Origin of the sequence: Corynebacterium sp. MSK035 (assembly GCF_030232615.1) — a bacterium.
GTDB classification, from domain to species: Bacteria; Actinomycetota; Actinomycetes; order Mycobacteriales; family Mycobacteriaceae; genus Corynebacterium; species Corynebacterium jeikeium_D.
The window spans coordinates 58,168-76,732 of sequence record NZ_JASPJP010000001.1; the positions used below are offsets into that span (position 1 = coordinate 58,168).

Here is an 18,565-nt window from a genome sequence, read left to right on the forward strand (position 1 = left end):
TGCGCTTGCAAGGGGGATTCAGTCACCTTGTTGTCCAGCCTTTCCAATCGACCATTTAACTGTTGCGTTAGCTCTTGCGGATGAGCGCCATTGCCTCTGCGCGCGAACGGGCATCCGTCTTGAAGCCACCGCGGACGGCTGAGGTCACCGTGCGCGCACCCGGTTTGCGGATACCGCGCATGGCCATGCAGAGATGCTCCGCTTCAATGACGACGATCGCCGAGGCCGGATCCAGCCGCTCCACCAAGGCATCCGCAACCTGACTGGTCAGACGTTCCTGCACCTGCGGGCGCTTCGCATAGCCATCGACCAGACGAGCGAGCTTGGACAAGCCCGTCACACGACCGTCCTTGCCCGGGATGTAACCAATGTGGGCAACGCCGAAGAACGGCACCAAATGGTGCTCACAGGTGGAGTAAATCGGGATGTCCTTCACCAAAACGAGTTCTTGATGATCCTCGTTGAAGGTCTTTGCCAGCACCTCAGACGGATCTTCAAACAGGCCCGCGAAAACCTCACGGTAGGCTCGCGCCACTCGCGCCGGTGTCTCCTTCAGGCCTTCCCTGTCGGGATCCTCACCGACGGCAATCAACAGTTCACGAACCGCAGCCTCGGCCCGCCCCTGATCGAATTCGCGCTCCATGATGTGTACTTATCGCTCCTCGTTGGTGTCCGGCTTGTCCTGCCAGGCGCTGTTGTCTTCGTTTCGCTTGACGACGCCGTCCTTATCCGAATCGTGCATCTGTGCCCCCTTGTCATCGGAATTGTCGGCGTTCTTCGGGTTTTCCGGACGTTCTGTGTGTTCCGGCTGCTCGTTATCCGGCAGGCGGAATCCGCGCAGCTCCTGCTGTTGTCCTGCCGACGGCATCACCGTAGTCGGGGTGGCATCGCTGCCAGAGTTGTCCTGGCGGTGACGTCCGCCCTGCCTGTCCCACGGCATCTTCGGAGGGGCAGGGATATTCGCGGGGCCGTTGCCACCGTTACTACCCGTACCGGTTGCCTTCGAGCCGAAGTCCGGCGCACCTGCCGGGTAGTTAGCAGTGCCCGGGTGCTGGCCACGCGCGTTGCCCTGGCCTTCCTGCGAACCCGGCTGGTTCTGCCCATCAGGGCGAGGAGTCGGCGCAGGCGCCGGTGCCGGTGCGGGAGCCGAACTGTGCGTGCTGCCGGTATCCTTCGGCGGCCAACCTGGAGCGGTCCAACCAGCCGGCGGTGGGGTGCCACCGTAAACCGGAACATTCGGTCGGTCCTGCTGGGCGCCCGGCAAACCCGGGACACTAGCATTACCGGCACCAGCGGAGCCTGCCGGCCCCTGACCATTGCCGTTGTTGCCCGCGTCCTGGTTCTCCGGTTCGCGGCGGCGCACCGGCGCGAAGATGTTGACACGCTTCGGCGGTTCCTCGCCGCGCTCGATTGCCAACTCCACCGGTGTCTTCACCGGCTCGCGGCCATCGGCCGGGTGCTTAGTGTCGCTATCGAAGAAGTTCAGGCGCTCACGGGGAACGACATCGGTGAAGATAACTTCCAGATCCGGACGACGCAGAGTCTCCTTCTCCAGCAGTTTCTCAGCCAGAACATCGAGAGTGTCGCGGTTTTCCTTCAAGATGGCGTAGGCCTCGTCATGAGCCTTATTGATCAGCAAACGAACCTGCTGATCAATGGTTGCTGCCACCTCCGGAGAGTAGTCCAAAGAGCCGCTGCCACCGCGGCCGACGAACGGGTCGCCCTGCTCCTCCCCGTACTTCACCGGGCCGAGCTCCGGCGACATGCCGTACTCGGTCACCATGGCGCGAGCAATCTTGGTGGCCTGCTCGATATCGGCAGAAGCACCGGTAGTCGGCAATCCGAACACCAGCTCCTCGGCAGCGCGACCACCCATGGCGAAGACCAGACGGGCAAAGAGCTCTGGCAGGTTATACATGCCCTTGTCGTCCTCGGGGACGGTCAGCGCATGTCCACCAGTGCGACCGCGAGCCAAGATGGTGACCTTGTAAACACGCTCAATGTCCTTCAGCGCCCACGCAGCCAGGGTGTGGCCACCCTCGTGGTAGGCGGTGACCTTCTTCTCCTGCTCGGAAATCACCTTGGAGGTACGGCGCGGACCGCCGATAACTCGGTCGACTGCCTCTTCCAGCGCATCCGCAGTAATGATGTTGCCGTTGACGCGAGCGGTCAGCAGCGCAGCTTCATTCAGCACGTTCTGCAGATCAGCACCGCTCATACCGGCGGTGCGCTTCGCCAGCGACGTCAGATCCGCATCCGGTCCAAGCGGCTTGTTCCGGGCGTGGACCTTCAGAATTGCCTCGCGGCCCTTCAGGTCTGGTGCGCCCACCGGAATCTGTCGGTCAAAACGGCCCGGACGCAGCAGCGCCGGGTCGAGAATATCCGGACGGTTGGTCGCAGCCATGATGATCACACCCTGACGATCACCAAAACCATCCATCTCCACCAGCAGCTGGTTCAGGGTTTGCTCACGCTCATCATGGCCGCCGCCCATACCGGCACCACGCTGGCGACCGACGGCGTCAATCTCGTCGATGAAGATAATGCACGGGCTGTTTTCCTTGGCCTGATTAAACAGGTCACGGACACGAGAGGCACCGACACCGACGAACATTTCAACGAAGTCCGAACCCGAGATGGTGTAGAAAGGCACTCCTGCCTCACCAGCGACGGCGCGGGCCAGCAAGGTCTTACCGGTACCGGGAGGACCGTAGAGCAGAACACCACGCGGAATCTTCGCGCCGAGCTCTTCGTAGCGAGCTGGGTGCTGCAGGAAATCCCTAATCTCGTCGAGCTCCTGGACGGCCTCATCGGCACCAGCAACATCCTCGAACGTATTGGTCGGGGTCTCCTTGTTCAGCAGCTTGGCGCGGTTGCCACCAAAGCCGAACATGCCGTTCTTGCCGCCTTGCATGCGGCTGAAGAAGTACATGATGACGAAGAAGAAGATCACCATCGGCAGCAGGAAGCCCAAGGTGGACATCAGGAAGGAATCCTGCGTGACCTTGGTATCGAACTTCTCCATACCCTTGGCGGCGGTGACCTTGTCAAAGACTTGGTCGGTCGCACGCGCTGGGTACTTGGTCATCACCTTCGTGACGTCCTCAGTACCTTCGACCTCCACGCCCTTCTTCAGGGTGAGGCGAATTCGCTGTTCACGATCGTCAATCTGAGCTTCCGTGACATTGCCCTTATCCAACTGGGTCAGGGCAACGGACGTATCCACCTCGCGGTATTCCCGGGAATCATCCGCCAGCTGAGTAATAGCAAAGAGGATAATCAGGATGATGCCGGCAACGGTGGCAAACCGGAACACCTTTTTCTTGTCCATACAGTGGGTTCGCTTTTCGCTCTCTACATCTATTAGTTGCTTTTATTAATTGTACGCATCAACGAGTTCTTCTCGAAGACACATCAATGACACAACGTGGGGCCAGGGCTCATGGCACCTGACCCCACAGTAGGCATAACGCATCGCAACCGAAAAAAGTTTCCAACTCCTACTTTTCACAGCTAGAAGACAGCTAGAACTGCGGGAGGGTAAGCGCGCAATGCCCGTCGTCAAGCATCGGCACTGTGCAATAAGCGCCGAAGACAGACCTAGCCCTGGTAAACGCGCGGGTGAAGCGTGCCGACGTACGGCAAATCGCGGTAGCGCTCGGCGTAATCCAGGCCGTAACCGATGACGAACTCGTTCGGAATGTCGAAGCCAACATCCGCAACATCCAGGCTGGTGCGCACAGCCTCTGGCTTACGCAACAGCGTAATGACCTCCAGGGAGCGCGGATTACGGTTGCGCAGGTTCTTCATCAACCAGGACAGGGTCAGGCCGGAGTCAATGATGTCCTCGACAATCACGACATCGCGTCCCTCAATATCGCGATCCAGGTCCTTCAAAATACGCACCACGCCTGACGACGAGGTGGAGTTTCCGTAACTGGAAACCGCCATGAACTCCATCTGGCTGGGAATGCTGAGCTGACGAGCAAAGTCAGTCAGGAAGAACACCGCACCCTTGAGCACTGCGACCAGAATCAGATCGCTGTCGGCATCCTTGTACTTCTCATTCACACGATGCGCCATCTCGGCAATGCGAGCATGCAGCTCCTCTTCGCCAATGAGAACTGCCTCTACCTCATCGCCGTAGGGGTTTGCGGGGACGTTGAAATCCTTCACATCATGCATCGCATTTCCTTTCCGCACTTCTATGGCGGCGTGTCGATGGAGCGTAACTGCCCCAGTGCAAGTTCAGGGTTATGGCAACCGATTGTTCTCAGCCGCCGGAAGTTGGATTGCGGCACCCTTCTTAAGGCACCGCGGGACGATTCATTACCAATTGTAGAGTGCCATCTTTTCGCTCAACGACCAACCTGGCATTTCTGTCAGCACCATCGCGACCGCGGGTCACCGGCACTTCGCCCTGGCCGTGATAGCGGTGCACGAGCGCCATCACCATGTCGATCTGTTTACTGCTGGGCTCCGCACCCGCCTGCCGCAACCAACGTGCGAGGACACGCACCGCGATGGCATCGTCAAGCTCAGCCACCCCTCGCACAGACAGGCTCCCGCTTGCCGACGCCTCTTCCTCCCCCAGCAGCGCATGCAGAGCCGAATCGGCGTGAGCGTCCAAAAAGTCATTGTCGACTGCTGCAATCGCCGCAGTCTTAGCGAGATTTTCCGCAACTCCCGGACCCAGCTCCTGCTCCAGCAGCGGCAAAATCGTCTTTCGAACCCGGACGCGGGCGTAATGGTCGTCATGGTTGTGCGGGTCGTGCCACACCTTCAAGCCCAGCTCTTCGCAGCAGAGCTGAGTATCTGAGCGTCGCACACCGAGCAGCGGGCGCAGAATCCGAGTCCCGTCAGACCACGTGAGGTTGTCGCGGATGGCGGACAGCGCTTGCGGACCGCCTCCCCTGGCCAGCCGCAGCAAAACTGTTTCCGCCTGGTCGTCCAAGGTGTGGGCGAGCATCAGCGCCGCACCTCGAGATTGGGCGACCTCCCGTAGCACTGCGTGTCGTGCCAAACGCGCCTCATATTCGGGACCACGGTCGGAATTGTTGTTGATATCGACCGCGATAACCTCGGCCGTAGCCCCCATCCCCCGAGCAATGTGGGCGGCGCGCTCGGCAACTTTTGCAGAGCCCTGCTGAAGCTGATGATTAACTACGACGGCGTGGACTTTGCGGCCGGCCAGCGCACCCTTGGGCCCGAGAGCTTCCGCACAGGCCCCGGCGGTCAGGGCCAGCGAATCCGCACCACCGGAAAGCCCAATGACGACACCGCTGCCCAATTCCTGCCCCACCTGCTGCACTATCGCGCGGACAGCTTGCCGAATGATGAGGAAATGAGGGCTGCGGTCCGGCCAAAAAGGTCTAGCCAACGCGCCCACCACTTGCGATGGTTTCCATCGCGGTAAGCAGAATTCGCTCCTGGGTCGGGCGCGCAATCAGTTGCACCGGCAACCCAGAGGTCGGTTCCACAACGATGCCAGCCGGGAATCCCAGGTAATTCCACGTCGAGACGTAGGGAGTGAAACGCAGATTGGACAGCAGGTTCACAATCCAGGGCATGCGATGCCACGCGCGGATTCGCGGTGGGTTCTTGGCCAGAGCCGGGGTAATCAAGATGGTGTCACCCGGTAGCTCACGCTCGATGCGAGCGCCATCGCGTGCCACTTGGCGGCCATTGATTGTGAAACGCAGCAAGCGACCAATGCCGGCGTGGACTCGATTGCGCCACTCCAGGTGATCAGGGCGCGGCTCGTCGCGAAGCTGATCCGCCACCCCCGCAGTCCAGCGCGCGAGCATCGGCAGTGGGTTCAGCGGGTACGGCATGTTCTTTTCCGAGACGGCAAAGCCCTTGTCCGCGAATACTCTCGCCGCCTGTTGCGCCGCATCGACGTACTCCGGTGCAGCCTTCAAACCGAATACGGGCGCAGTGGTGTCCACGCTGACTGCGAAGTTTTCAGGCAGGGTCTTCGCCGGGTCCTCCGCATCCACTATGCCATTTGTGAGGATCTTGGTGATCAGGCGCAAGTCATCGTTATTGACTGTGAGCACCCCTTGGACAGACATTCCGTACCAGTCATTGCCGCCCACGCGCCCCGGCATTGTTCCCGGGGTCGCCTTCAGAGTCGATAGCCCGCAGCACGCTGCAGGGATACGAAGTGACCCCATGCCGTCGTTGCCCTGCGCAAACGGAACCATCCCAGCGGCGACAGCCGCTGCGGATCCACCGGAGGACCCACCGGGAGTGTGCCCCGGCAGAATCGGATTGTCGACGGCCAGTCCCGGCAGCGTCGTCGTCCCCCACGTACAGAACTGCGGATTCACCGTAGTTCCCACCGCGATTGCACCGGCGCTAGTCAACTGCTGGACAAACGGGTTCTCTAGAGCGGTGTTTTCCTTCAGCGCAAATGGCACACCTGCGAGCGGCAACTCCGAGAGTTTCTCGCTTTGCTCGAGTTCCCGCGCAGCCTGCAGAGCCCTATCCGTCCACACTTCACGGAAGGCATGAATCCCTCCATCCAGTCTGGCGATAGCGTCGAGACTGCGCTGCACGCTGTCCACCGGGCTTAGCTTTCCCTCGCGAACCTGTGCGGCAATCTCGTGAACGGTTGGCAAGTTCCTAATCGCGGAAGTGTGAGAGGCCATTGCGGATTCATCTCCTCAAATTATTTTCAGTGGCAAATGAATCTCAGTTTAGATATCCGCAAGGGCGCTCGCTGCCTTATCGGACGCAGCTCTTGCCGGCAACAGGCTCGCCTCGTTGGAAATCAGTGCGAACGTCAGTACCTGTCCCGACTTCGTCACCACATATCCCGCCAACGCCGAGGCTTTATTCAGCGTGCCTGTCTTCGCACGGACGATGCCCGCCCCGGACTGACCAGCAAAGCGCGTCGCCAGAGTGCCGGACACCGCCGCCACTGGCAAGCTATCCAACAGTGGGCGCAACCGCAACGCAGTGCTTTCCGACGACTCCTGCGACTCCGCCAGTCCCCCCTGCTCGGCCGATTCCACCGGACCCGCGGCCGAATTGAGCACCTCGGAGAGATGCTGCGGAGAAATACGGTTATCCGTGCTCAGGCCGCTGGAGTCCGACAGCACCGCGCCATCGAGAGGAAAACCGTGCTCCGAGAGAGCGTCACGCACGGCACGTGCGGCCCCCTCAAAGGTCGGCGGCAGGCCGCGAGAGATAGCCACCTCACGGGCAATGGACTCGGCGAGCACGTTGTCACTGTAGTTCATCATCTCGTGCACACGGGTAACCAGCGGGGCCGACTGCACGAGCGCGACGGGGTCTGGATCCAGAGGCAGTGACTGACCATCCTTGGCCGCATCCCTCAGGCTGCCTCCGTTTTCCGCACCAAGCGCCTGGGCCAGTGCATCAGCGGCATCCGCGGCGGGCGTGGCGCTGCGCTGCGATTCTTCATTCGTCGGATCGATACGACCGGCGTCCATCATCACCGACTCCACCGGTGCGATGTAGCCGTCCTCCAGCCCCGCACGCTCCCAGGTCTCGTGGAAACTCTCGGTGAATAGAGAGTTGTCGAGATAAACCTTGCCGACCCCCTCCGGAATGACCACGGAAATCTTTTTCGCCAACTCAGCGATTGAAGCCGAGTCCTGGAAGAACCCTTCCCCGTCCTTGCTTAAGGTGGGGTCACCCCCGCCGTGCAAAACGATGTCATTAGTGCCCGTGACCCGGGAGACACGGGTGGAAACCCGATGATCTTCACCTAAGTCCAACAGTGCGGCAGACGCAGTGAGAATCTTCATGCTGGACGCCGGCATGGCCACCGCGGTGTCATTGATCCCCCACAGCTTCTGGCCGGTCGTAGCATCGCTAACAATTCCATGCAGCTCACCGAAGGCTGGATCGGCCGCAGCAGCGTCCATGATGGCGCTGACTTTTTGGGCCAGAGCGCCGTCGTCAAGCGAAGACTGCGCCGCCGTCACAGGAGCAGAGACATGACTGACCACGGGCGGTGCATCGACAACAATCTGACGATTGTTATTGACGACAACCGCTACGCCGCTGCCCGCTGCGATAACGAGAACACCGGCGATGGCACCGCCGATTTTCAGTCCGCGCGATTTCTTGGATGTGCCGGATTTTACGGAACTGGGCGATTTTTGCGTGCCCTTAGCGGCGGTTTTGGAGCTGTCAGAGTCGGTACTACCCACGGTCACAAACACCTTCTTCCTGGAAACAAAACCTCACTTAAGGTGCACAAATAAACGGTTTTGAGCGGGTTTCGCATAAGATAGCCGTCAGAGAAGTGTACACCGATTATAAGGAGTCATCGCCGTGAGCGTTGAGGTCACTATTGAGATCCCGAAGGGTCAGCGCAACAAGTACGAAGTCGACCACGAGACCGGCAAGGTCTACCTCGACCGCTACCTGTTCACCCCAATGGCCTACCCGGCCGACTACGGCTTCATCGATGAAACCCTCGGCGAAGATGGCGACCCGTTGGACGCTCTCGTGATCCTGCCGGAGCCGGTTTTCCCGGGCGTTATTGTCAAGGCTCGTCCGCTCGGCGTTTTCAAGATGACCGACGAGGCCGGCGGCGACGACAAGCTGCTGTGCGTCCTGGATGATGTCCGCTTCGACCACTACCAGGACATCGATGATGTTTCCCAGTTCACCAAGGACGAGATTGAGCACTTCTTCGTCCACTACAAGGACCTGGAGCCGGGCAAGGAAGTTTCCGGTTCGGGCTGGGGCGACAAGGCTGAGGCTGAGCGCATCCTGACTGAGGCTATCGAGCGCCACAAGTAAGAGCCACAAGTAAGAATTGCGCTAGCCAACCTCCCTTCCTGGGGCTCGCACCTTTGACGCAGTTCCTGTGATTCAGCGCTACGGCCGTCGGAGTTTTCCTCCGGCGGCCTTTGTGCTTCCGGCGATAAGGCCAGATTGCGTATAGTGCGCACTATGGAAACCGTAAACGTATCTGAAGTACCCGAAGACGCACAGATCATTGATGTCCGCTCACAGATGGAGTGGGATGACGGCCACGCCACCGGCGCCGTTCACATCCCCATGGAAGAGATTCCGTCCCGCTACGGCGAGCTAGATTTGGATTCCGACATTTACCTGATGTGCCGCTCCGGTGGACGTGCCGCTCAGGTTTCTTCCTGGTTGGAGAAGAACGGTATCGACACCATCGTCATCACCGGCGGCATGATCGACTGGGAGCACTTCGGCCGCCCAATGGAGAAGGCCAACTAAATCAACTACAACTGCCCTGCCTACCTGCAGGGCAGTTTTTCTTTTATCTACCCACCCCAAAGCACCGACCTTCTAACAATCCGCAGGCAAACAGGGACATTATTAGTTGGCCATGTCCCATTATTGATGGTTCCCCAGATTGTCTAGTATGGGAAGTATGTCTGATTCATCCGTACTTTCCTCGGCGGACTCAGCCGACACCAGCGGTGGTGTGGCACCCGACGTAGACGCGAAGGTGCCTGCTGTCGACGCACAGAGCAGCACCAAGGCGAAGAAGGCTCGCAAGGGAGCGAAAGCGAAAAACAAGGCCAGCGCTAAGTCCAAGTGCAAGCCCGGCTCCGCAAGCGAACTCGCCGTCACACCGGCCGCCCTGCGCAAATCCGCGTCCTGGTGCCTGGCACAGCTCGATGCGGCTGTCCGCGCCAGTGTCAACGCGGCTCTGGGCCGCACTCAGATTGAGTCGATTTCCATCCGCGGGTATTGGGTTCTGGAGGCTATCGCCGATGGCGGCGACATGGCTCAAACCGAGCTGAGCGCGCTGCTCGGCATGGACCGCTCTGACATGGTTCGCCTGATTGACTCTCTGGAGTCGGCAAATCTAGTCGAACGCACCCGAGACTCCAAGGATCGACGCCGCCAGCTCATCGCGCTGACAGAAACGGGCAACACCACCCGCGCATCTCTGCGACGCTCACTCCGCAGAGCCGAACGCGCCGCCGTCGCCGAATGCGCACCCGAGGTACGCGCGCTGCTTGCATCGCTTGCCGACGACTCCGCTGCAAGCCCCGAAACCGATGCCGGCGCGAAGAACCCCGAGACCACTACCCCAGAGGTCACGGCCACTGAGACAGACACCAAGGACATGGCGGAGAATAAGACGCAGGCGACGTCGTCAAGCGATGCCCCGCGTCCTAAACGTAAGAAGTCGAAGAAGAAAAAGCGCAAGAAGAAGAATAAGAAGGGGTCTTCTAAGTGACAACCACTGAAGCGAAGTTCCTACGCGCTACGGAACAGCCGCTTGAGCGCACACTCATTGACATTGTCCGGGCGACCGCGCGAAGGTTCCCCGAGGCTGAGGCCATCGATGACGGCGAGGTTGTCGTCACGTATGCGGAGTTGATCAACGAGATTGATTCCACAGCTACGTGGCTCTACGAACAGGGCATCCGTCGCGGCGACCGCATTGGTGTGCGGATGCCGTCGGGAAGCCGCGAGCTCTACCTGGCAATCTTGTCCATCATGGCCGCCGGAGCCGCCTACGTTCCGGTGGATGCGGATGACCCCGACGAGCGTGCAGAAATGGTCTTCGGCGAGGCCGGTATCGCCGGTTACTTCGATGCTGAAGGCCTGCATTTGGCTGGCTCCACGGCACGTAATCGCCCCCGCCCGCTGGACTCCGATGCCGACTCCGACGAGGAAGAGACGGAACCGACACCGCCGAGCGCACGCGAGATCATCTCGCAGGAGCCCACTCCGGACGACGACTGCTGGATTATTTTCACCTCTGGCTCCACCGGCAAGCCCAAGGGCGTGGCGGTCACCCACCGCAGCGCCGCCGCTTTTGTCGATGCGGAGGCCCGCTGGTTCTTGGCGAACCACCCGGAAGGACCGCTCGGCCCGGATGACCGCGTTCTCGCCGGCTTGTCCGTCGCCTTCGACGCCTCCTGTGAGGAAATGTGGCTGGCCTGGCGAAATGGAGCTTGCCTGGTGCCAGCCCCGCGTTCACTGGTGCGCTCCGGCGTGGACCTGGGGCCATGGTTGATTTCCCGCCACATCACCGCTGTTTCCACGGTGCCGACACTGGCCGGCCTGTGGCCTGCCGAGGCGCTCGACAGCGTGCGCCTGCTCATCGTTGGCGGCGAGGCCTGCCCGCAAGAGCTGGTCGAGCGTCTGTCCACCCCAGAGCGCGAAATGTGGAACACCTACGGCCCCACCGAGGCCACCGTCGTGGCCTCCGGCATCGAGCTGAAGCCCGGCAAGCCCGTAACCATCGGTTTTCCTCTGGACGGCTGGGACCTCACCGTCATCGACGAAGAGGGCAACCCCGTCCCACCGGGCACCAAGGGCGAGCTGGTCATCGGCGGCGTGGGACTCGCACGCTATCTGGATCCGGAGAAGGACGCCGAGAAGTACGCACCGCTGCCAGCCCTCGGCTGGGAGCGTGCGTATCGCACCGGCGACCACGTCATCATGGACGAGGCCGGACTGTACTTCACCGGCCGCGTCGACGATCAGGTGAAAATCGGCGGTCGGCGAATTGAGCTCGGCGAGGTCGAGGCGCACCTGGCTGCCCTCCCCGGCGCTACTCAGGCGACTGTCGTGGTGCAGAAGACCGGTGCTGGCGATTCCATCCTGGTCGGCTACGTCGGCGCCGGTGGCGACGCCGCAGCCATGGACTATGACAAGTGCATGGACACTCTCCGCGATGCCATGCCAGCCGCGATGGTGCCACGCCTGCACATCATGGATGAGCTGCCGGTTCGTACCTCCGGCAAGGTCGACAAGGCGGCGTTGCCGTGGCCCCTGCCTGCGCGTGCGGGTGAGGGCGACGTCGACAAGCTGAGCCCTGTGGAGAAGTGGCTGTCCGACATCTGGGCGGACGTGCTGTCCGTACCTGCGCCCGGCGCGGCCTCGGACTTCTTCGCCCTGGGCGGCACGTCCTTGGCGGCGGCGAGCGTCATTGCGCGCATTCGCCAGCGCGCCCCACAGGTCGCCGTGCGCGATCTCTACGACCACCCGCGCCTGGGAAATCTCGCTGAAGAGCTGGTCGCGCGCGGTTTCATCAGCGACGACATGCTTGCCGACGACACCAGCGACCCCACCGCTCACCTGGAAAAGGTGCCCGAGCCGACGCCTGTCTCCCGTAAGACCCGTTGGGCCCAGGTGGGCCTCATGGTGCCATTGCAGTGGGCACGTGGCATGCGCTGGGTAACGTGGCTTGCGATTATCAACTGGGTTATCGGCGGACCGCTGGCGCTACCAGGCTGGTTGGTGGCCGTACTGGCCGTGCTGTTCCTGACCCCGCTGGGGGTCATGCCCATCAACGCGGCGACGACACGCCTGCTCACGCGCAACATCACCGCGGGTGATTACCCGCGTGGCGGTTCGGTACACCTGCGGCTATGGGCGGCCGAACGCCTGGCGGAGAGCTCTGGCGCCCACTCTGTGGCGGGCGCTCCGTTCGTGCTGTGGTACGCCCGCATGCTGGGTGCCCGCATTGGTAAGGGTGTGAATCTGCACGCGCTGCCGCCGGTGACGGGTCTGGTCAAACTGGATGATTACTGCTCGATCGAGCCGGAGGTAGACCTGTCCGGATACTGGGTCGATGGCGATGTCGTCCACGTCGGCGAGGTCACTATTGGCAAGCACGCCCGCATCGGTGCCCGTTCAACGCTGCTGCCCGGCGCGCGTATTGGCAATGACGCTCACATCGAGGCGGGTTCCACCGTCACCGGCGAGAAGAAGGTCAAGGCTGGCGCGCGCTGGTCGGGTTCCCCGGCTCGCAAGGTCGGTCGGTCCAAGCACCGCTTCCCGGAGGAAGTTCCGCCGGCTCGCCGCCACTGGGTGGCTATCTACGGTCTCACCGCTGTCTTGCTGACATTGGTGCCGCTGTCCGCTGCGGTCGCGATGGCTGCTGTCATCGGTTGGGGCACGGGGCTTATCGACGGCACCACCGAGCTAGCCACCTCGAATCTCTGGTCAACGCTGGGCAGTGCCGTGCTGTGGACTATTCCCGCCACCTTCGTCGGTGTTGCGGTGTATGCCCTGCTGACGCTGATTCTCGTGCGCCTGTTCAGCATCGGTCTGAAGCCGGGAGTGTTCCCGGTGCGTTCGCGCGTGGGTTGGCAGTCCTGGGCGACAATTCGCCTGATGGACGCTGCCCGTCACGACCTATTTTTCATCTACGCCTCCATGCTGACGCCGCTGTGGCTGCGTGCACTGGGCGCCCAAATTGGTCACGACAGCGAAGTCTCCACCGCGATCGGTATTCCGAAGTTCTTGCACGTCAAGGACGAGTCCTTCTTGGCTGACGACACCATGGTCGGCAGCTACGAGCTCGGCGGTGGTTGGCTGCTGGTGGGCGACTCCCGCATCGGCAAGCGCGCCTTCCTGGGCAACTCCGGCATCACGCTTCCGGAACGCAAGCTGGCGAAGAACTCGCTGGTGGCCGTGCTGTCCTCTACCCCGAAGAAGACCAAGTCCGGCTCCAACTGGTGGGGTTCGCCGCCAGAGCGCATGCGCCGCGTGGGCACCGTCTCCAGCGATGAGTCAGCGCAGACCTACCGTCCGACTACGGGATTGAAGGTCGCCCGCGGCATTGTCGAAACGCTGCGCATCCTGGCGCCGATGGTCTCTCTCATGCTGGCAACAATCACGTTGTTGAGTCTGCAGGGAATTGGCATGTTCACCGCGGAGTTGGTCACTGCAGGTGGCGTCAACGCTGCCCTGCTCGGCCTGGTGGTCGCGTGGCTGCTCTCCCCTGCCGTGCTGCTGATTGTTGGTGTGCTGGGGCTGTTGGTCACGGTCGTGGCCAAGTGGGTGTGCGTCGGCAAGCACAAGCCCGGTGATCACCCATTGTGGAGCAAGTTCGTCTGGCTCAACGAGCTGCAGGATGCATTCGTCGAAATGGTCGCCGCGCCGTGGTACCTGAACCCGGCGATGGCCACCGGCGGTATCGCACGCGCGATGCGTCTGCTCGGCGCAAACGTCGGCCACGGCGTGTGGCTGGAGACGTACTGGCTGCCCGAGACCGACCTGGTCACCATCGCGCGGGGTGCCTCTGTCGGCCGCGGTTGTGTCGTTCAGACGCACCTGTTCACCGACCGTGTGATGACGCTCGACACCGTCCACATCGGACACGGCTCCGTGCTGGGACCGCACTCAGTCGCACTGCCGGCATCTGTGCTTGACGACGGCTGCCGCGTCGAACCCGGTTCTCTCGTCATGCGCGGTGACCATGTTCCTGCGCACACCTCCTGGCGAGGTAACCCAATTGAGCCAGTGGTGGCCAAGAAGTAGCCCGGATTGAGTGGGGGGCTTAGGTAGGAGCCTGGTAGGCACAACGGGCTGCAAATGTGAAACTGTGAGAGTTTATGACACTTTCAAGCCATTTTTCGGACAATTTTTGCTATAAACGCGGTCAGTAACTCCATTGGCCCGCTGCCAGCCATAACCGAGGTCACTAACTCGCATTGGGGCTAAGTAGGGCTAAGTAGCAAAAGGTGCCCACCCGGCGACACGCCGAGCGGACACACTTTTTGCTACTTAACCCACTATTTATTTTGCGGCTATGCAGTTCGCGACTTACTCTGCTAGCTGCAACCGAGCCTGCTGAGCTGCGGCTACCAATACTTTCAGTGAAGCCGTAACCTCTTCCCAACCTCGGGTCTTTAGACCACAGTCCGGATTAATCCACAGCAGGTTGGGGTCAACGCTTTCAAGCGCATCTTCCACGAGCTGGTTGACTTCTCCGTCCGTCGGCACGCGAGGCGAGTGGATGTCCCAGACACCTGGACCAATCCCGCGAACGTATCCCTCATCTTTCAGCGCTGCGAGCACCTGCATACCGTTGCGAGCTGCTTCGATGGACGTGACATCGGCGTTGAGATCATCGACGGTGTCGATAAGCTCATTGAAGTCCGAGTAGCACATATGCGTGTGAATCTGAATGTCGTCAGCCACACCAGAGGTAGCCAGACGGAAGGAACCTACGGCCCACTTCAGGTAGGCGGGCTGGTCCGCTTCATTCAGGGGCAGCAACTCGCGAATGGCTGGCTCATCGACCTGCACGATTTGCGCTCCAGCGGCCACGAGATCTGCAATCTCATCGCGCAAAACCAGCGCAACGTTATCCGCAGTGTCACCGATGGGCTGGTCATCACGGACAAACGACCATGCCAACATGGTCACCGGCCCGGTGAGCATTCCCTTGACGGGAAGGTCAGTCATGTTTGCCGCTGCCTTGTACCACTGCACCGTCATTGGCTCTGGCCTGGTGATATCACCGTAGAGAATCGGCGGCCGCACGCAGCGGGAACCATAGCTTTGGACCCAGCCATTGGCGGTCGCGAGGTAGCCGTCCAGCTGCTCCGAGAAGTACTGCACCATGTCATTGCGCTCAGGTTCGCCGTGAACGAGCACATCGAGTCCCAATTCTTCCTGCTGCTCAATGGAGCATCGAATTTCAGCGAGCATTGCTGATTCGTAGTCGACTGGGGTGAGCTCTCCCGCGCGCAACTGCGCACGTGCACGACGAATGCTATTGGTCTGCGGGAAGGAACCGATTGTGGTGGTCGGCAGCGGAGGCAGGTTAAGGGCCTCAGCCTGAGCCGCCTGGCGAGCTGCAAACGAGGAACGAGTCCGGTCGCTCTCCTCGATTGCTGCCAAAGCTTCACGAACTTCAGGCTTAACAATCCGCTTCGATTCTGCCCTTGATGCCAGTGCTGCCCGGGACTCCCTCAACGCCTTCAAATCCGCGGCATCGAGTTGGCGGTCATTCAACCTGGCATCAAGCGCCCTCGCCAAGAGGGTCACCTCGCCGATTTTCTCATCCCCGAAGGCCAGCCACTGCAGCACCTCGGCATCTTCTTCGCTCGGGTTTTCCGAGGCCAGGGAGTACGGGACGTGTAGCAGCGAACAGCTAGTCGACACCGCGATGGGGCCTCGGACTGCCAGCTTCTCCAGCGTCGCCAGGGCTGCATCCAAGTCGGTGCGCCACACATTACGCCCATCAACAATGCCCGCAACCAGCAGTTCCTTGCCGGTCCAATGCGGCAACTCAAAGCTACCTGCTACCAGGTCGCAACCAATGGCCTGCACGCCTGTGCCAGAAAGGGTTTCCAGCGCCTGATCACCATCACCAAAGTAGGTCTGCACCCACAACTTGGTATTCGCAGACTCCGCCACGCCGGCCAACTTCTCGTAGGCCTGACGAGTCCTAGCAAGAGTCACTTCATCGAGGTCAGTGACCAATACTGGCTCATCGAGCTGAATCCACTCAAAGCCCTTATCCCCCAGTTGAGCGATGATTTCCGCGTACGCATCGGTCAACTTTTCCAAAAGGCCAAGTGGGTTCGAATCATCGTCGGTACGCGACAGGCTCAAGTAGGTCACAGGACCAATCAAATGAGGGCGCAGCATGGTGGTGGCGCCATTGTTTAAGCTGCAGGAATCATCCAACCAGTCAGTGAGGTCAGAGGTAAATTCAGTATCGGCTGACAGCTCCGGAACAATGTAGTGGTAATTGGTGTCGAACCACTTGGTCATTGCGGATGCCGGTTGCGTCTTCGTACCGCGAGCGGCGGCGAAGTAGTGGTTGATCCATTCCGGTAGGTTGGAACCGTCCGTTTTCGGGACATTCTGGAAGCGGGCTGGAAGCACTCCGAGCAGCGCCGATGTATCCAGCATAGAGTCGTAGAACGAGCGCCCAATTGTCGGAACCGAGTCGATTCCTGCCTTCAGCGCTGCGCCAATGTAGCTATTGACAGTGTTGCGCGCCGTCGCGGCCAGCAGGCCGCCGGTCGCCGGGTCGCGCCAGTAGTTTTCCAGAGCTCTTTTGAGCTCACGATTACGCCCTATCCGCGGAATGCCCGCGAGGGTTGCGTGAATTGCCATGATCTCGTGATTTCCTCGTCAGTCGTGATCAGCATCGGGTATGAAATTGCACAACCGGCAGGCATTCGGACTTGTCATCACTGAAAAGATTGGTTATCAACGCGTCGGATAAACCAAAGCTCTGGCAGTGATGCTTACCGTTGCGGGACAGTTCCGGACTTGCACCGGGATTCCCCTGCATAACTCGAAGGCCTTATGCGCGCTAGGCTCAAAACACACCTTGCGCGGAAAACGTGCGATATGCAGCACTTTCCTTAATGAACACCTTCGAGGCGGCTGTGGATGTGAAGTATATCGCAATATACAAATATCTCATTCACTTAGCCCCCTCCCCGAGCCTTTGCTTTGATGCTCTCCTGCTGGGACCAAAGTGATTAAGCTCGTAGTCATAAAAGCTATTTATTCTACCTCTTTTCAAGGAGTGACCTCGAGTGACACAGGCTTCCGGACCTTCCCTGAGGGGCGCCAAGATTCCGTTCGATGGCCCGGTCCAGTCAGGCGTTGAACAGCCCGGCCAAGCACATCTCCGCCTCGTCGCATTCGATTTGAAGGACGGCATCGACGCAGCAGATTTGAAGGAACTGTTCTCCTCGCTTACCGACGTTGCCCGCCGCCTCACCCAAGGCCAGGACATCGAGGGGTATCTGGAACCGGAAATGGTTGCAGCCACTGCAAACCTGACTATCACAGCCGGTTTCGGTGAGCGCATCTTCGACGTCCTCGGCAAACCAGGGCGCAAGCCGGCTGGTCTGCACGATATCCCGTCATTCCAGCATGACATGCTCCGCCCTGAGTGGGGTCAGTCTGACTTCGCCCTGCAGTTGTGCGGTGATGACCTCGTCACCATTACGGCCGCGTCCCGTCTACTGGAGAAGAAAGCGGCTCCGTGGGCTCGCGTGAAGTGGTTCCAGAAAGGCTTTTCCTACGCCTGGGGTTCGCAACCACACGGCGCTACTCCCCGCAATCCGCTGGGTCAGCTTGACGGCACCGTCAACCCGTCCACTCCAGATGAATGGTCCGAACAGGTGTGGATCGACTCCAAGGACAAGGCGATTAACAACTCCTGCGTGATGGTTGTTCGCCGTATTGCGCTCGACTTGAACAATTGGGAGGAGCTCAGCACCGACGAACGCTCCATCGTTATCGGTCGTGACTTCCACACCGGCGCTCCTCTTTCCGGCGGTAACGACGAGTTCGATGAAGAGGACATGGACGCCGTCGATGACCAGGGCGAGTACCTCATCCACCGCCAGTCTCACTTGGCACTGTCCCGTGAGCAGGATGGCCAGCCTGACGACGCCCTGCGTCGCCGCGCCTATGCATACGAAGACCAGCCCGGTGAGCCAGCTTTCCCATTCGAAGGACCGAACGTTGGCCTGGTCTGGGTTGCATTCCAGAAGAACCCGGACAACCAGTTCAGCGCAATCCAGGCCCGTTTGGATCGCGGCGATTTGCTCAATGAGTGGAACCGCCATATCGGCTCCGCTGTGTACTGGATTGCTCCTGGAACCACCCCCGATTCCTACTGGGGCCAGGAGCTGATTGAGGGGTAAAGGCTGCAAGCTGGCAGGCTAAAGTCTGACGGACTAAAAAGCTGGCGGGCTGCAAATGTGAAACTGACCTAGTTTATGACACTTTCGGGCCAATTTTCTGGCCGTTTTTGACATAAACTCAGTCACTAACTCGCATCGCCCCGCCGCTGCCAGCCATAAGGGCA

General features: G+C 60.4%; 12 protein-coding genes and 1 riboswitch. Of the genes, 5 read left to right on the forward strand and 7 right to left on the reverse strand.

The features are described from left to right. Window positions 1-67: 67 nt before the first annotated feature. The 6 genes from folE to dacB form a co-directional block, all read right to left on the reverse strand. Window positions 68-643 (reverse strand): GTP cyclohydrolase I FolE, encoded by a 576-nt coding sequence (gene folE, locus QP978_RS00285; protein ID WP_016421488.1) that lies wholly within the window; start codon window positions 641-643, stop codon window positions 68-70. 9 nt (window positions 644-652) lie between these two features. Continuing rightward, window positions 653-3,331, reverse strand: coding sequence for an ATP-dependent zinc metalloprotease FtsH (gene ftsH, locus QP978_RS00290; RefSeq protein WP_048731751.1), 2,679 nt, complete (start codon window positions 3,329-3,331; stop codon window positions 653-655). Between the two features lie 269 nt (window positions 3,332-3,600). Next, window positions 3,601-4,185 (reverse strand): hypoxanthine phosphoribosyltransferase, encoded by a 585-nt coding sequence (gene hpt / locus QP978_RS00295; RefSeq protein ID WP_005510094.1) that lies wholly within the window; start codon window positions 4,183-4,185, stop codon window positions 3,601-3,603. Window positions 4,186-4,306: 121 nt separating this feature from the next. Further along, complete coding sequence (gene tilS / locus QP978_RS00300) at window positions 4,307-5,380, reverse strand: tRNA lysidine(34) synthetase TilS (RefSeq protein ID WP_224783774.1); 1,074 nt, start codon at window positions 5,378-5,380, stop codon at window positions 4,307-4,309. Then, entirely contained in the window at window positions 5,373-6,653 is a 1,281-nt protein-coding gene (locus tag QP978_RS00305) for an amidase family protein (protein ID WP_016421492.1), read from the reverse strand. Before QP978_RS00305 ends, tilS begins: the two co-directional genes overlap by 8 nt. Window positions 6,654-6,701: 48 nt before the next feature. Continuing rightward, the gene (dacB, locus tag QP978_RS00310) at window positions 6,702-8,186 is read right to left on the reverse strand and encodes a D-alanyl-D-alanine carboxypeptidase/D-alanyl-D-alanine endopeptidase (protein ID WP_284856715.1); all 1,485 of its coding nucleotides are present in this window, start codon (window positions 8,184-8,186) and stop codon (window positions 6,702-6,704) included. Between the two features lie 124 nt (window positions 8,187-8,310). Here dacB and QP978_RS00315 point away from each other — a divergent pair, with 124 nt between their 5' ends. The 4 genes from QP978_RS00315 (at window position 8,311) to QP978_RS00330 (ending at window position 14,253) form a co-directional block, all read left to right on the forward strand. Continuing rightward, on the forward strand, window positions 8,311-8,784 hold the full coding sequence (locus QP978_RS00315; protein WP_049194061.1) for an inorganic diphosphatase: 474 nt from the start codon (window positions 8,311-8,313) through the stop codon (window positions 8,782-8,784). 153 nt (window positions 8,785-8,937) lie between these two features. After that, window positions 8,938-9,234: a rhodanese-like domain-containing protein gene (locus tag QP978_RS00320; protein ID WP_016421494.1), complete on the forward strand. Its 297-nt coding sequence runs from the start codon at window positions 8,938-8,940 to the stop codon at window positions 9,232-9,234. A gap of 157 nt (window positions 9,235-9,391) precedes the next feature. Beyond that, the gene (locus QP978_RS00325) at window positions 9,392-10,210 is read left to right on the forward strand and encodes a MarR family winged helix-turn-helix transcriptional regulator (RefSeq protein ID WP_070437796.1); all 819 of its coding nucleotides are present in this window, start codon (window positions 9,392-9,394) and stop codon (window positions 10,208-10,210) included. After that, complete coding sequence (locus QP978_RS00330) at window positions 10,207-14,253, forward strand: Pls/PosA family non-ribosomal peptide synthetase (protein WP_070653279.1); 4,047 nt, start codon at window positions 10,207-10,209, stop codon at window positions 14,251-14,253. Before QP978_RS00325 ends, QP978_RS00330 begins: the two co-directional genes overlap by 4 nt. Window positions 14,254-14,538: 285 nt before the next feature. Here QP978_RS00330 and metE read toward each other — a convergent pair whose 3' ends face one another. After that, window positions 14,539-16,848, reverse strand: a complete 2,310-nt coding sequence (gene metE, locus QP978_RS00335) for a 5-methyltetrahydropteroyltriglutamate--homocysteine S-methyltransferase (protein WP_070429770.1) — start codon at window positions 16,846-16,848, stop codon at window positions 14,539-14,541. A 39-nt stretch (window positions 16,849-16,887) separates the two neighbouring features. Continuing rightward, window positions 16,888-17,086: riboswitch (cobalamin riboswitch) on the reverse strand. A 193-nt stretch (window positions 17,087-17,279) separates the two neighbouring features. On the opposite strand from metE, the gene QP978_RS00340 reads away from it, so the two are divergent. Next, complete coding sequence (locus QP978_RS00340; protein WP_284856716.1) at window positions 17,280-18,401, forward strand: Dyp-type peroxidase; 1,122 nt, start codon at window positions 17,280-17,282, stop codon at window positions 18,399-18,401. Window positions 18,402-18,565: the final 164 nt, after the last annotated feature.

Coding starts and splice junctions, on each gene's coding strand:
- hpt (WP_005510094.1), bottom strand. CDS start 4,185: ATGCATGATGTGAAGGATTTCAACGTCCCCGCAAACCCCTACGGCGAT.
- metE (WP_070429770.1), bottom strand. CDS start 16,848: ATGGCAATTCACGCAACCCTCGCGGGCATTCCGCGGATAGGGCGTAAT.
- folE (WP_016421488.1), bottom strand. CDS start 643: ATGGAGCGCGAATTCGATCAGGGGCGGGCCGAGGCTGCGGTTCGTGAA.
- QP978_RS00320 (WP_016421494.1), top strand. CDS start 8,938: ATGGAAACCGTAAACGTATCTGAAGTACCCGAAGACGCACAGATCATT.
- QP978_RS00325 (WP_070437796.1), top strand. CDS start 9,392: ATGTCTGATTCATCCGTACTTTCCTCGGCGGACTCAGCCGACACCAGC.
- QP978_RS00305 (WP_016421492.1), bottom strand. CDS start 6,653: ATGGCCTCTCACACTTCCGCGATTAGGAACTTGCCAACCGTTCACGAG.
- ftsH (WP_048731751.1), bottom strand. CDS start 3,331: ATGGACAAGAAAAAGGTGTTCCGGTTTGCCACCGTTGCCGGCATCATC.